Origin of the sequence: Luteimonas sp. MC1572 (genome assembly GCF_016615815.1) — a bacterium.
Lineage (GTDB): Bacteria > Pseudomonadota > Gammaproteobacteria > Xanthomonadales > Xanthomonadaceae > Luteimonas.
Map to the genome: position 1 here is coordinate 2,872,295 of NZ_CP067112.1, position 13,926 is coordinate 2,886,220.

Genomic DNA, 13,926 nt, shown 5'->3' on the forward strand with positions numbered 1-13,926 from the left:
GGTATACACGGGCCATCATGCGGGGCCGGGATGTTGATTTCCAGCCCTGCGGCAGCGTATGGGCACGCGTGTTCACGTTTCCCGTCAACAACTTGCGCGCGGTCCTGCACGCCCCCACGCTGCCGACATGCCTGAACTTCCGGAAGTTGAAACCACGCGCCGCGGACTTGCGCCACACCTCGAAGGTCGCCGCGTGCGCGGCGTCACGCTTCGCCGGCCCGATCTGCGCTGGCCGATCCCGCCTGAGATTGCGGCCGAGCTCCCCGGGCAACGCATCGAATCCGTGCGCCGCCGTGCGAAATACCTGCTGCTCGACACGCAGGCGGGCAGCGCACTGCTGCATCTCGGCATGTCCGGCAGCCTGCGCGTGCTGCCCGCGGACACGCCGCCGCGGCTGCACGACCACGTCGACATCGCGCTCTCCCGCGATGCGGGCCAGCCTGACCGCGTGCTGCGCTTCACCGACCCGCGCCGCTTCGGCTGCCTGCTCTGGCAGCCGGCCGGCGAACTGCATCCGCTGCTGCGCGGGCTGGGCCCGGAGCCGCTGGGCGACGGATTCGACGGCGACTACCTGCATGCACGCAGCCGGGGCCGCAAGGTGGCGCTCAAGGCCTTCCTGATGGACCAGAAGGTGGTGGTGGGCGTGGGCAACATCTACGTGGCCGAGGCGCTGTTTGCCGCCGGCGTGTCGCCGATGCGCGCGGCGGGGCGCGTGTCGCGCGAGCGCTATGCCGCCATCGCCGCCGAGATCCGCGCGGTGCTGGCGCGCGCCATCGCCCGCGGAGGCACCACGCTGCGCGACTTCCTGGCGCCCGACGGCGCCCCCGGCTACTTCGAACAGGAGCTGTCGGCCTACGGGCGCGGTGGCGAGCCCTGCCTGCGCTGCGGCCGGGCGCTGCGGCACGCCATGGTGGGCCAGCGGGCGACCGTCTGGTGCGGCCACTGCCAGCGCTGAGCCGAGGCGCTATGATCGCCGCTCCGAGGGGAGCGCCATGTCCGATACCGCCGATATCACCCTGTGGCTGGATGCCGCCCGCGGCGGGGACCGGAGCGCGCTGGATCGCGTGCTCGCCACCCTCTACCAGGAGCTGCACTCGATGGCGCGGCGCCAGCTCGCCGGCCAGTACGGGCAGACGCTCGACGCAACGGCACTGGTCCATGAGGCCTACCTCAAGCTGATCGGCCGCCGCGAGGCGCAGTTCGACGACCGCGCCCACTTCTTCGCCTATGCCGCCTCGGCCATGCGCAGCGTGGTGGTGGACTACGCGCGCCAGCGCATGGCGCAGAAGCGCGGCGGCGACCTGCACCGCGTCACCGACCTGCCGGAGGATGTCGAAGGCGGGTTGCGCCTCGACGAGGACACGCTGGCCCTGGACAACGCGTTGACGCGCCTGGCCGCCGTGGACAAGCGCCTGGCCCAGGTGGTCGAACTGCGCTACTTCGCCGGGCTGTCGGAAGTGGAGATCGCGGAGCTGCTGGATCGCTCCGAGCGCAGCATCCGCCGCGACTGGCAGAAGGCGAGGATCTACCTGCTGGCGTCGCTGAAGGTGGATTGACCGGCACCGGGGCCGCGCGATGGATGCCGACCGCTGGCAACGCCTGTCGCCGCTGCTCGATGCGCTGATCGAGCTCGAACCCGGCGCGCGCGCGCAGAGCCTGGCATCGCTGCGCGACGACGACCCGCAGCTCGCCGGTGAACTGGAGGAGCTGCTGGCGCTGGAGGAAGGCCAGGAGGATTTCCTCGCCGAACCGGTGGTCTCGCAGCTGCCGCATGCACGCACCGGCGCCATGGTCGGGCCCTACCAGCTGGAGCGGATGATCGGCGAAGGCGGCATGGGCCAGGTGTGGCTGGCCGGCCGCGCCGACGGCCTGTACCAGCGCCGCGTGGCGCTGAAGCTGCTGCGGCCGGGGCTTGGCGATCCGAACCTGCGCCTGCGCTTCACCCGCGAGCGGCAGATCCTGGCGCGGCTGGAGCACGCGCACATCGCGCGCCTGCTGGATGCCGGCATCAGCAGCGACCAGCAGCCCTACCTGGCGCTGGAATACGTCGACGGCGAACCCATCACCGACTGGTGCCGTGCCCGCGCGCCCACCATCCGCCAGCGCATCCACCTGTTCCTGCAGGTCTGCGAAGCGGTCAGCCACGCGCACGCCAACCTGATCGTGCACCGCGACCTGAAGCCGTCGAACATCCTGGTCACGCCGCTCGACGAGGTGCGGCTGCTCGATTTCGGCATCGCCAAGCTGCTCGACACGCCGGATGCCGCGCCCGACAACACGCGCACCGGCCTGCGCGCGTTCACCCTGCACTACGCCGCGCCCGAGCAGATCCGCGGCGAGCCGGTCACCACCATGACCGACGTGTATTCGCTGGGCGTGGTGCTGTACGAGCTGCTGGTCGGCGCCAAGCCGTACCGCCTGAAGCGCCAGAGCGACGCCGAGTGGGAGGAGGCGATCCTGGCGGTGGACCCGGCGCGGCCCTCGGTGGCCCTGCAGCGCCGTGCCGACGACGCCACGCTCACCCCGCCGCAGCTGCGCCGCCAGGCGCGCGAGATCGCCGGCGACCTCGACAACATCGTGCTCAAGGCGCTGGCCAAGCTGCCAGAGCACCGGTATCCCTCGGTCGAGGCGTTCACGCTCGACCTGCGCCGGCACCTCGACGGCCAGGCGGTGCACGCGCGCCCCGCCAGCCTGGCGTACCGGGTCCGCAAGTACGTCAGCCGGCACCGCTGGACGCTGGCCACGGTGGCCGCGATCGGCGTTGTGCTGGTGGCGTCTCTGGGCATCGTCGGCTGGCAGGCGCAGCAGGCGGTGCAGCAGGCCGCGCGCGCACAGGCGCTGCAGAGCTTCATGGTCGGACTGTTCGAGAACGCCAGCGCCGCGCCGGATGGCGCGCCGCTGGACATCCGCCGGCTGCTCGAGGACGGCGTCCGCCGTGGCGACCTGGAGCTTGCGCAGCAGCCGGTGGCGCGCGCCGAGCTGCTCGGCGTGATCGCGCGCCTGCGCTCGGGGCTGGGCGACTACGCCGAGGCGCTCGCGCTGCAGGAGCGCCAGGCGACGATCATCGATGCCCTCGACAGCCCGCCGGCCAGCCTGCGACTGCAGGCGGTCACCGACATGGGACGGACGCGCCGCCTGCTGGGACAGGCCTCCGGATGCGTCAAGGCCATGCACCCCTGGCGCGCCCTGAGCCGGCGCGAACAGGAGCGCTTGCCGCTGCAGGCCGCCGACTTCCACGCCCAGCTGGCCCGCTGCCAGCGCGATGCCGGGCAGCTGGACGCGGCGCGCGCCGGGTTCCAGCGTTCGCTCGCCATCCGCCGCAACGCCAACGGACAGGATGCGGGCGTGGTGGAAGACCTGTCCGACCTGGCCGGGTTGCGCGCCGCCGCGGGCCAGAGCGCGCTGGCGCTGCGCGAGCAGCGCGCGGCGCTGGCCATGCTGCGCGCGCGGGTCGGCGGACGGCATCCGCTGGCGGTGGAGATCCTGCGCCGCACCTGCGCGCTGCAGCGCGAGCTTGGCGACGTGGGCGCGGCCGAGCGCGACTGCCGCGAGGCGCTGGCGCTGGCACTCGAAGTCCATGGTGACCAGCACCGCGCGACCATCGATGTGCGTCGCCAGCTCGCCGCGCTGCTGGTCGACGAAGGGCGCATCAGCGAGGCCGACACCGCCCTGCGCGATGCACAGGCCTGGCTGTTGGCGCGGCTGGGCGCCGACCACAGCGACGTCGCCCGCAACTACAACAGCCTTGCGGTGGTGGCCTGGGAGCGCGGCGACCTCGCTGCCGCGCTGCGCGACCTGCGCCGCGCCAATGCCATCTGGCGCCGCCAGGGCGACAAGAGCCTGTTGGCTGGCGGCCTGTTCAACCAGGCGCAGGTGCTGCACGAGGCAGGCAGCGACGACGAGGCCGCAACGCTGCTGCAGGAGGTGCTGGCGCTGCGCAAGGACGCGTTCGGCGAAGGCCACGGCCAGGTCGGCAGCACCTGGCGGATGATCGGCGAGGTCGCGGCCGCACGCGGATCCGACGACGAGGCGCTGGCCGCCCTGCGCCGCGCGGTGGCGCTGACCAGCAGCTCCTTCGGCGCCGCCCACCCCGCGTCCCGGCGCGCCGAGCTGGCACTGGCCACCTTCGAGGCCGGGCATGGCGTGATCGGCGCCGTGGCGCGGCTCGACCATCTCGGTGCCCTGCCCGAATCCGACATCGAACTGCGCAAGATCGCGTGGCGGGCACGCGCCGCGGCGGCAGCGTTCCGCTGCGGGGGGCCGCGTCGGGAGGAGTCGCTGGCGGCGCTTGTCGCGCTGGGCCGGACCGTGGCCATGGCGCAGCCCGAAGGCGGCGTGGTGGCGCGCGAGATCGAGCGCTGGCGCCAGCACTGCGTCGCCGACGCCGCGGCGCCCTGAGGCCGCGCGGTCAGCCCAGCGGCAGCGACTGCTGCAGCGGCGCGATGCGGCCTTCGCCGCGCGCGATGCGCTTGTATTCGGCGCGGCTCACCGACACGTAGCGCTCGTTGCCGCCGATCTCGACCTGCGGTCCGTCCTGCACGGCGTGGCCCTGTTCGTCGACGCGCACGGTCATGGTGGCCTTGCTGCCGGTGTGGCAGATGGTCTTGATCTCCTGCAGCTCGTCCGCCCAGGCCAGCAGGTACTGGCTGCCCTCGAACAGCTCGCCGCGGAAATCGGTGCGCAGGCCATAGCAGAGCACCGGCACGCGCAGTCCGTCGACGATCTCCGAGAGCTGCCAGACCTGGCTGCGGCTCAGGAACTGCGCCTCGTCGACCAGCAGGCAATCGAGCTTGCCGCTGGCGGCGATGTCCGCGCGCGCCCAGGCCTCGAGGTCGGTGCCGGGGTCGAAACCCACGGCGTCGGCGCTCAGGCCGATGCGCGAAGCCACGCGGCCGCTGCCGGCGCGATCGTCCAGGCGCGGCGCGAGGATCGCCACGCGCATGCCGCGCTCCTGGTAGTTGTGAGCGGACTGCAGCAGGGTCGTGGTCTTTCCGGCGTTCATCGCCGAGTAGTAGAAATAGAGCTTGGCCATGGCGGAATTCTAGCGCCAGGCCCCGGGGCTCCGGACTCGCGGGGTAAACTCGCCAGCCGCCCAGGACCCGCCATGCACGGTCTCAACCCCCAACAATCCGCGGCCGTCGCCCATTGCGAAGGCCCGCTGCTGGTGCTCGCCGGCGCGGGCAGCGGCAAGACGCGGGTGATCGTGGAGAAGATCGCGCACCTGATCGGGTCCGGCCGCTATCCGGCCAAGCGCATCGCCGCGATCACCTTCACCAACAAGGCCGCGAAGGAGATGCGCGAGCGCGTCGGCAAGCGCATCCGCGGCGACGCGGCGGAAGGCCTCACCATCTGCACCTTCCATGCGCTGGGGCTGCGCATGCTGCAGGTGGAGCACGAACGCGCGGGCCTGCGCCGCGGATTTTCGATCTTCGATTCCGACGATTCGCTGGCGCAGTTCAAGGACCTGATGCCCGGCGCCAAGCCCGACGCCATCCAGGCGATGCAGGGACTGGTGTCGCGCGCCAAGAACGCCTGCCTGACGCCGGAACAGGCGCGCGCCATCGCACGGTCCACGCCCGAGCACGAAGCGGCGATGGTGTACGAGCTGTACCAGGCGCGGCTGGCGGCGTTCAACGCGGTCGATTTCGACGACCTGATCCGCCGCCCGGTGGAGCTGCTCGAGAACGATCCGGAGTGCGCGCTCGGCTGGCGCGAGCGCATCGGCTACCTGCTGGTCGACGAGTGCCAGGACACCAACGACGCCCAGTACCGGCTGCTGAAGGCGCTGGCCGGCGACAAGGGCAACTTCACCTGCGTGGGCGACGACGACCAGTCGATCTACGCCTGGCGCGGCGCCAATCCCGAAAACCTCTCGCAGCTCGGCGTCGACTACCCGGCCCTGCGGGTGGTGAAGCTGGAGCAGAACTACCGCTGCTCGAACCGCGTGCTGCGCGCGGCCAACGCGCTGATCGCCAACAATCCGCACGAACATCCCAAGACGCTGTGGAGCGCGCAGGCCGACGGCGAGCGGATCCGCATCTGGGAGTGCCGCGACGCCAGCCACGAGGCCGAGCGCGTGGCCGGCGAGATCCAGTTCCTGAACACCGCGCGCAACGCCGAATGGAGCGAGTTCTGCATCCTGTTCCGCGGCAACCACCAGTCGCGGCTGCTGGAAAAAGCGCTGCAGATGCTGCGCGTGCCCTACCACCTCTCCGGCGGCACGGCGTTCCTGGACCGTGGCGAAGTGAAGGACGCGCTGGCCTGGCTGCGGCTGCTGGCCAACCCGGACGACGACTCCGCGTTCCTGCGCGCCGTGCAGTCCCCGGGCCGCGGCGTGGGCGCGACCTCACTGGCCAAGCTGGCCGGCCTGGCGCAGCACGCCGGCCAGCCGATGTCGCGGGCGATCGAATCGATCGGCCTGCTGAAGCAGCTGCACCCGCGTGCCGGTGCGGCGCTGTCCGGCTTCGCCGACCTGATCCGCGGGCTGCGCAGCGATGCCGCGCGGCTCACGCCGTCCGAACTGGTGCGCACGCTCAACGAGCGTTCCGGGCTCCTGGCCGCGCTGCGCGCGGAGTGCAAATCGGACGAGATGTTCCGCATCCGCCGCGGCAACCTGGATGAACTCGCCGACTGGTTCGATGGTGCCCGCGGCGGCGCGGGCCCGGGCGAGCTGGCCGCCTCGCTGGCACTGCTCAGCCACGCCGACAAGGGCGATCCCGGCAACCAGGTGCGGCTGATGAGCCTGCACGCGGCCAAGGGCCTCGAGTTCCGCTACGTGTTCATCGTCGGCGTGGACGACTACACGCTGCCGCACGAGGCCAGCATCGAGGAAGGGCGCATCGACGAGGAGCGGCGCCTGCTGTACGTGGGCATCACCCGCGCCAAGGAGCAGCTGTGGCTGTCGCACTCGCGCGAGGCGCAGCGCTGGGGCGAGCGCCTGCGGCTGAAGCCGAGCCGCTTCATCGACGAACTGCCGGCCGCCGAACTGCAGCGCGACGGCGCCGACCCGGTGGCCGACGCGGCGCGCAAGAAGGAGCGCGCCGAGGTGGGATTCGCCGCCATCCGGGCGATGCTCGACGGCTGAACTGCCGGGCGCGCCGCAATCCTGCAGTTGCGGACGTCGGCTAGACTCCGCGGCTGTCCAGAAAGCAGGTCCTGCCATGCGACGCACGCTGCCCACGCTCACCCTACTCGCCGCCGCTCTGGCGCTGGGCGCCTGCGCCACCACGGCACCTGCCCCGGCTGGCGGCACGCCCGTTGCCGGCACGCCCGTCGCCGACCAGGCCGCGGTGCCGGCCGATGACAACCTCAACGCCGTGCTCTGGGTGCAGCGCTCCGTGGAATACCGGGCGCTCTCGGAAACCGTGTACCGCGCCGCGACCGAGCGCCTGGACGCCGCGCTGGCCGCCAAGGACTGGGATGCCCTGGTACCCGGCGAGCGTGACAGCGCGACCGCCATCGCCCGGCTGCCCCCCGCGGTGGTCATGGACATCGACGAGACCGTGCTCGACAACTCGCCCTACCAGGCGCGCCTGGTCCAGGACGGCCTGGAATACGACGACGCCACCTGGGCCGAATGGGTTGCCGAGGAGAAGGCGCGGCCGGTCCCGGGCGTGCTGGAGTTCGCGCGGGCAGCCGAAGCGAAGGGCGTGACCATCATCTATCTCTCCAACCGCGACAAGGCCCTGCACGCGGCGACCCTTGCCAACCTGCGCGCGGTGGGACTTCCGGTGAAGGACGACAGCGTGTTCCTCGGGCTGGGTACCGTGGTCGAAGGCTGCGAACAGAAGGGCTCCGGCAAGACCTGCCGTCGCCAGCTGGCCGGGCGCGGGTACCGCGTGCTGATGCAGTTCGGCGACCAGCTCGGCGATTTCGTCGAAGCACCCGCCAACACGCCGCAGGCGCATGCCGCGCTGCACGCCGAATACCGCGCCTGGTTCGGCGATCGCTGGTGGGTCCTGCCGAATCCCACCTACGGTGCCTGGGAACCGGCGCTGTTCAACAACGCCTGGAGCGCGCCGCGCGCGGTGCGCCGCGCAGCGAAGCACGAGGCACTGGTCACGGACAGATAATGAAATCAATTAGTTGCATGGCCTAATTTCAAGCATTGCATCAAGTTGTGGCAGCGGGTAACCTGCTGCGGCCACAACACAGTCCTCCGGTTTCGGCCGGCTTTACGGGAGACCCCAGGGTCTCCCGTTTTTTATGGCACACGACCTAGGGTTTGCCCCGGGGTGCGCCTGCTCCGCGCGGCGCCTAGCCTCGGGGTCTGTCCACGCCCGCCGCGGCGGCGACATGGCCTACGCCGGAGGCGCGCGATGTCCATCATCGACAATGTGCACGCAAACGCGCAGGCGCTCCTCAACAGGGGACCGCAGGGCCCGCGCGGACCGCACCATGGCGGCGGCCCGCCGCAGCACAGCAACGCGCATGAAGGCGCGAACGGCCGCGGCTTCGGCGGCCCGAGGGGGCCTGAGCTGCCGGCGGGCGTGCCCCGCGCAAGCCCGCCCTCACTCGGTGGCACATCCAATGCGCCCTCGATGCCCACGGTGCCGGGCATGCCCGCGCTGCCGACGCCGGGCGCCGACCGGCCGCAGGTGGGCCAGACGCCCCATGGCGTTGACCGACCGGGGCATGGCCAGCTTTCGCCCGGCCCCCCCAGCCACGCGGGCCCCGGCGGTACGCAAGGGGTGACCAACCCCCTGTCCGGTGTGCAAGGCCTGGTGACCACCGTCCTGCCACGCGCGATGCCCGCCACGGCGTCGCCTGCTGCGCCGGCCGCGCTCCCCCACGCCATGCCATCCCAGGCCGCGGCTGGCATGCACGCCACGGCCCCTGCGGGACAGGCCGCGGCAGCCGTGCTGCAGCCCGGCCAGGTCGGCGGCGCCACGCGTGGCGAGCTTGCACAGCCGAACACGCCTGTGCGGAGCGATGTCGTTGCGGCAGGCGCTGCACGTCCGGATGCGCCCGCAGCGGCACCGCGATCCGATGCCGCGTTCATGGACCGCATGGCCGTACTGCAGCGCGCCGCCCTCGCGCCATCGGCCTTGCCTGCCAACGCCGCCGCCAACACCGCAGCGCCGACGGCCCTTGCCGCTACCGCCGCGGGGGCGACCATGGCCACCAGCGCCACGCCGCAGGCGTTGCCGGTGAACCAGGCCGCCGACGCCCGGAACGCTGCGGGGCTGACCGTGGCCGACCGCGGCCAAGCCATCCGCAGCGACGCCATGACCGGGACCTACACCGGCGAAGGCCCGCTGCGTCGCCGCCTGCGCCGAGGCGCCTCCGCGCTCCCAGGCAGCCTGTCCACGCTGCTGGCGGCGATGGGTGCCCAAGGCCGGACATCGGGCGCGGGCCAGGATGCGCGTGCGATGGAACGTGAGCTCCAGGCAGCCGCGATGCAGTGGCTGTTCTGGCTGCTGGCGATCATCGCCTACGGCTGCGTCGCCTTCGCGGTCATCGGACTCATGCCGCCCGGGGCGGGCACCGTCGTCTCCGCGGGAGCCGGGCGGGGCTGGGCGGGCGGGTTCGCGATCGCCGGCCTGCTCGCGGCTTCAGGCGCGTGGTGGTTTGCGCGCCGTCTGGCGCCTGGCCGCGGCAAGGCACCGCCCGCTACGCCACGCGGCGACTGACCGGCCGCGTCGTCAACGGGCCAGCAGGCCCCGAGTGGTGCACACCGTGCGCCGCGACCGCGCTCAATCCAGGCAGTGCGGGACCTGGGTCATCACCATGCCGCCGCCGGGCGCGGCGACGTTGCGCGTCTTCCAGACACGGCGCTTGCACGCGCCCTTGCCTTCGTCCCGCCGGCCCTCGGGAACCGCGACCGCGCGCTCGCTGGCGACGGGCCGCGAGGCGGCAGCCTGTGCGAGCCGGTACTCGAACACGATCCGCTCACCCGGCGGCGCGATCTGGCGGGTTTCGACCGTGAGATGCATGCGGCCGGCGTCGACCTGGCCGGCGAAGCTGATCCGGTGCCCCTTTTCGATGCCGCCGCCGCTGATGCGGCCATCGCCATCGACCGTCAGGTCGAGCGGCCCGCCGCGGCCTTGCCACACGTCGCCCCTGGCGCGACCGTTCACGACAAAGCCCGAGTCACCCTGGCGGCGGATATTGGCCTTGACCTCGAGCCGTTCCCCCTTGGCAGTGGGAACGAATACCGCGCTGGCGCTACCGGATTCCGGCGCGGGCGCATGGGCGGTGCCTGGTGCATGGATCCGGGCGCTGACGGTACCGGTGTAGGCACCGTGGAGCTTTACCGGCTCCCGTTCGGCCGAGTTGCCGCAGCCGGCGACGCAGGCCAGGGCCAGGGCGAATGCGGTGCGCATCAACATGTCCATTCGACTCTCCGCGAAAAGACGAACGCCCCCGGCAATGCCGGGGGCGTGCGCTCAGCCTGCGAAGCCTTACTGCTTGCGGGCGAGATCCTTGTTGCCTTCACCGATGGTCTTCACGATGGTGGAGAGCATCTGCAGCATCTGGCCGAGCTGCTGGCCGAGCACCTGCAGCTGGGCATTGAGCTCGGTCAGGCCGTCGCCGCTTTCCGCGTCCACGGCCTTCGGGTCGTCCGCCTGCTTGGCCTGCAGGGTGTCGATCTTCTCGGCCAGGGTGAGCATGCGCTCGCCCATCGAGTCCGCGATCTTGCCGATGGTCAGGGCGATGGCGAGCAGCCATCCGCCACCGTTGCTGCCGCCGGCGCGGGCGCTCTGTGCCTCCGAGGCGCGATCGTTCTGGGCAGTGGCGTTGAAAGAAAAGTTGAAATTGCCTTCGATGCTCATGGTGTTCTCCGTGGATTGATCGGGTGGAAGGTCAAGCCGGCCGAGGGGCCGTCACGCCTTCCGCCTACGGAGGACCACGGAGCCGCCGCGATCGCGAATTCACGACATCGCCGCGGAGGATGGGCGACACGGTCGCGAGCGGCGGAGCGGACGCGGGGGCGGACTCACCGTCCTCGGCCCGGCTCTTTGCGGTCTCGGTGCGGAACCAGGCCAGCGCCTTCTCTTCACCCTCGGTGCTCAGCCGGCGGCTGAACTCGAGCGCGAGGCGCGTGTCGCGACGCTGCAGCGGCTGCAACGCCTGGTTGACCTGGCGGATGAGCTCGTCGACTTCGTCGGTGGCGACCGCCCCGCTGGCCTGGAGCGCCTGGAGCGCATCCATCCACATGGCCCGGTCCGGAATCTCGACCGCCGTGTCGCTGCCGTGCTTCATGTCACGCATGGCCTGCGTGAACTGGTCGCGCAGCATGGTGCGGGTGGCGAGATCCATCGACGGATCGTTTTCCAGCTCGTGCAGCGCCTCTTCGAACTGGCGCAGCAGCTCCTCCATCCCCGGGTCCAGCGCGGCCGCCGGCGCGGGCGACGATTCCAGCGCGACGCCGGCGACAAACGCCGCTGGCTGCTGGAAGGTCGGACGCTGGGGCGGACGTTGGGCCATCGGGTCGTCTCGGAGTGAGTGGGTGACGCTTATTGCAGTTGTCCGGATCGAGTGTAGGCAGTTCACACAACGCGACAATCTGGGGCGAACCCTAAGGGGTGACCGCATCCCGCCGCGTGATGTTCATCCGGTGACGACGCGCAACTGGTCGGTGATCACGCGCGTGGCTTCACCGTGCCGGCGACCCAGGTCCTGTGCCGCTTCGCGCAGCCAGGCGTTGGCAGGGTCGAGCCCGTCCTCGCGGACGCGCCGGTTGTACTCCGGCTCGAGCCGCGCCTTTTCCTCGTTCACGTCGCGCAGCATCTCGTCGTAGTGCCGCAGGAGGCGCTCTTCCTCCGCGGTATCGACGATGCCCTGCTGGCGAAGATCGCCGAGACGTTCGACGAGTTCCTCGCGCGTCCTGGGTGCGCCGTCGGCCTGCATCGCTCAGCCGCCGCCCGCGCCGAAGCCGAAGTCGAAGCCGCCCGAATAGGCGTTGCCGAACATCGAGCCGAAGTCGAGGCCACCGCCTTCACCGCCGCCACTCTCGCCACCGATCATGCCGCCGAGCCAGGAGCCGAGCTGCTGGCCGATGGCCGCGCCTGCGGGACCACCAAAGAACGTGCCGACGAGACCGCCGACGAGGGAACCGATTTGACTGCCCATGTCATGTCCTCACTAGGTTGGGAAATGCCCGGCAAACGCCCTTCCGGACAGCTGGCAGATTTCCGCATCACCCGGCGCGCGCCAAGCTAGTGCGCACCCCACCTAGGGCGCGCCCTTGCAGCGCTCACGCTCCCGCAGGCGCGGGGCATACTCGGTGCATGTCGACCAACGACCATCCGGGCGAGCCATTCCTGCAGACGCGGCGGATGGCGCTGCGCGGGCTGCGCCATGGCGACGTGTTCGACCTGCAGCGCCTTGGCCGCGACGCGCGGGTCACGCACGCATTGCTCGATGCGCCGGTGGACGACATCGCCAGCGCCTGCGCCCTGGTCGACACCGCCAACCGCATCTACCGCGAGCGCCCGGGGCTCGGCATCTGGCGTGCCGACGACGCACGCGGCTTCCTTGGCTTCTTCTCGCTGATGGCGGAGCTCGCACCGGGCGAAGTCGAGATCGGCACCCGGCTGCTGCCGCGTGCCTGGGGACGCGGCTACGCGCTGGAAGGCGGCGCCGCGCTGTGCGAACACGCGTTCGCCACGCTTGGCCTGCCGGCGCTCGTCGGCCTCTGCGATCCCGCCAACCGCTCGGTGCCACCGCTGCTGATGCGCCTGGGTTTCATGCCGGCCGGCGAAGTGGAGCAGCGCGGGCGACGGGCACTGCGGCTGCGCCTGGCGCGCGAGGACTGGCGCGGCGTGCGCCGACGCATCGAGGTGGCCTGAGCGCGTGCGGCGCGCGTGTGCGGCGGCATCCGCACGCCGTGATCAGGGCGTATGCAACCGCCGCAGCTCGCCGTCACTGAACTCCCAGCGCTGCGGCGCCTGGCCGGCATGCACTCCGCTCGCAGGTGCACCGGGCAGCGTGACCAGCAGCGCCGCGCCGCGCGCTTCCAGCTCCGGGTCGGCACCGCCGCAGTAGTCGATCGCCGTGGAGCGCACAGGCGCGCCGCCCCGCCGCAGCCCCAGGATCCACAGCGGTCCACCGCTGCAGGCGTTGCCGTACATGTGCTGCTGGAACACCAGCACCTCGTCGAATGGCGCCAGGGCGCCGAAGCGGGCGAGCAGGCGTGGCAACGGGAAGTCGGCGAATGCCCCGCCGGCGCCTGTGCGCAGCAGTTCGCGGCCATCGAGCCGCACCACGTGCGCATCGCCTGGCGTTGTGCCTTCGACCGGCGCGATTTCGAGCCGCCCCGCCACCGTCTGCACGTCCATCGGGCCACCTCCTGTCGGCGCGGCAAAGCGCGCGGCCGCGAGCGTCGGACCGCCGCCGGCATTCGCCCCGGTCCGGGGCTGCTCCGGAAACACATACGCCCCGCCCTGGTAGGTGGCCCGCACGTCGCCGCCGTCGCGGTGGAGCACCACGTCGCGGAAGCCGTTGGCGCGCGTCGCCTGCAGTTCGAGTACGCGTGCCCGGCCCGCGGCCAGCAGCAGCCGGCGCTGCGAGCCGTCGTCGGCGTAAAGCCACCAGTCCGCGGCACCGTCGGTCGCCAGACAGCGATGGCGGCCCTGGACCACCCAGTCATCGCGGCCGTCGTCATCGAGATCGACGCGCCGCGCGATGACCCAATCGGGCGCGAACCTCGACGCGCCCTGGTAGGTGCCCTCCTGGCAATCGAGGACGCGCGCGTCGCTCGAAAGTGCCCGCACGATGTCTGCAGGAAGGACGGCGCCGGCGTGCGTATCGGTGGCCTCGAAGCGCGCCGGCACGTTCGCATTCGCGGGATTCGCCGGCGCGATGCGGGCTGCCGGGGGGGGCGGGCTGTCAGTCGCTGCGCGGTCGCAGCCGGCCGAAAGCGCCATCGCGCACGCCACGACAAGCGCGGCGGCCTGCAGACGCCGGCGCGGCGGACATGTG

At 71.7% G+C, this 13,926-nt stretch carries 14 protein-coding genes; 7 read left to right on the plus strand and 7 right to left on the minus strand.

Annotated elements, in window-relative coordinates; all coding sequences use genetic code 11:
• Positions 1–127: 127 nt before the first annotated feature.
• From mutM to JGR64_RS13135, 3 genes are read left to right on the plus strand one after another with little or no spacing between them, the layout of a single operon-like run.
• On the plus strand, positions 128–955 hold the full coding sequence (gene mutM / locus JGR64_RS13125; RefSeq protein WP_199373962.1) for a bifunctional DNA-formamidopyrimidine glycosylase/DNA-(apurinic or apyrimidinic site) lyase: 828 nt from the start codon (positions 128–130) through the stop codon (positions 953–955).
• 37 nt (positions 956–992) lie between these two features.
• Positions 993–1,556: an ECF-type sigma factor gene (locus JGR64_RS13130; protein ID WP_199373964.1), complete on the plus strand. Its 564-nt coding sequence runs from the start codon at positions 993–995 to the stop codon at positions 1,554–1,556.
• A gap of 19 nt (positions 1,557–1,575) precedes the next feature.
• Positions 1,576–4,398 carry a serine/threonine-protein kinase gene (locus JGR64_RS13135; protein ID WP_199373966.1) on the plus strand — a complete coding sequence of 941 codons (2,823 nt, stop codon included), beginning with the start codon at positions 1,576–1,578 and terminating at the stop codon, positions 4,396–4,398.
• Between the two features lie 10 nt (positions 4,399–4,408).
• Here the strand turns inward: JGR64_RS13135 and JGR64_RS13140 are convergent, their stop codons facing one another.
• Positions 4,409–5,032, minus strand: a complete 624-nt coding sequence (locus JGR64_RS13140) for a thymidine kinase (RefSeq protein WP_199373968.1) — start codon at positions 5,030–5,032, stop codon at positions 4,409–4,411.
• Positions 5,033–5,104: 72 nt separating this feature from the next.
• On the opposite strand from JGR64_RS13140, the gene JGR64_RS13145 reads away from it, so the two are divergent.
• The 3 genes from JGR64_RS13145 (at position 5,105) to JGR64_RS13155 (ending at position 9,632) form a co-directional block, all read left to right on the plus strand.
• Positions 5,105–7,084 carry a UvrD-helicase domain-containing protein gene (locus JGR64_RS13145; RefSeq protein ID WP_199373970.1) on the plus strand — a complete coding sequence of 660 codons (1,980 nt, stop codon included), beginning with the start codon at positions 5,105–5,107 and terminating at the stop codon, positions 7,082–7,084.
• Positions 7,085–7,160: 76 nt separating this feature from the next.
• The gene (locus JGR64_RS13150) at positions 7,161–8,072 is read left to right on the plus strand and encodes a 5'-nucleotidase, lipoprotein e(P4) family (RefSeq protein WP_199373972.1); all 912 of its coding nucleotides are present in this window, start codon (positions 7,161–7,163) and stop codon (positions 8,070–8,072) included.
• Between the two features lie 723 nt (positions 8,073–8,795).
• Positions 8,796–9,632, plus strand: a complete 837-nt coding sequence (locus JGR64_RS13155) for a hypothetical protein (protein ID WP_234446962.1) — start codon at positions 8,796–8,798, stop codon at positions 9,630–9,632.
• 63 nt (positions 9,633–9,695) lie between these two features.
• On the opposite strand, the gene JGR64_RS13160 is transcribed toward JGR64_RS13155, so the two are convergent.
• From JGR64_RS13160 to JGR64_RS13180, 5 genes are all read right to left on the minus strand, one after another.
• Positions 9,696–10,337: a hypothetical protein gene (locus tag JGR64_RS13160; protein ID WP_199373976.1), complete on the minus strand. Its 642-nt coding sequence runs from the start codon at positions 10,335–10,337 to the stop codon at positions 9,696–9,698.
• A gap of 66 nt (positions 10,338–10,403) precedes the next feature.
• On the minus strand, positions 10,404–10,775 hold the full coding sequence (locus JGR64_RS13165) for a hypothetical protein (RefSeq protein ID WP_199373977.1): 372 nt from the start codon (positions 10,773–10,775) through the stop codon (positions 10,404–10,406).
• A gap of 64 nt (positions 10,776–10,839) precedes the next feature.
• Positions 10,840–11,430 (minus strand): hypothetical protein, encoded by a 591-nt coding sequence (locus JGR64_RS13170; protein ID WP_199373979.1) that lies wholly within the window; start codon positions 11,428–11,430, stop codon positions 10,840–10,842.
• Between the two features lie 123 nt (positions 11,431–11,553).
• Positions 11,554–11,853 (minus strand): hypothetical protein, encoded by a 300-nt coding sequence (locus tag JGR64_RS13175; RefSeq protein WP_199373981.1) that lies wholly within the window; start codon positions 11,851–11,853, stop codon positions 11,554–11,556.
• Positions 11,854–11,856: 3 nt separating this feature from the next.
• Complete coding sequence (locus tag JGR64_RS13180) at positions 11,857–12,075, minus strand: hypothetical protein (protein WP_199373983.1); 219 nt, start codon at positions 12,073–12,075, stop codon at positions 11,857–11,859.
• 158 nt (positions 12,076–12,233) lie between these two features.
• On the opposite strand from JGR64_RS13180, the gene JGR64_RS13185 reads away from it, so the two are divergent.
• Entirely contained in the window at positions 12,234–12,794 is a 561-nt protein-coding gene (locus tag JGR64_RS13185) for a GNAT family N-acetyltransferase (protein WP_199373985.1), read from the plus strand.
• A gap of 42 nt (positions 12,795–12,836) precedes the next feature.
• Here JGR64_RS13185 and JGR64_RS13190 read toward each other — a convergent pair whose 3' ends face one another.
• Positions 12,837–13,778, minus strand: a complete 942-nt coding sequence (locus tag JGR64_RS13190) for a hypothetical protein (protein ID WP_199373987.1) — start codon at positions 13,776–13,778, stop codon at positions 12,837–12,839.
• Positions 13,779–13,926: the final 148 nt, after the last annotated feature.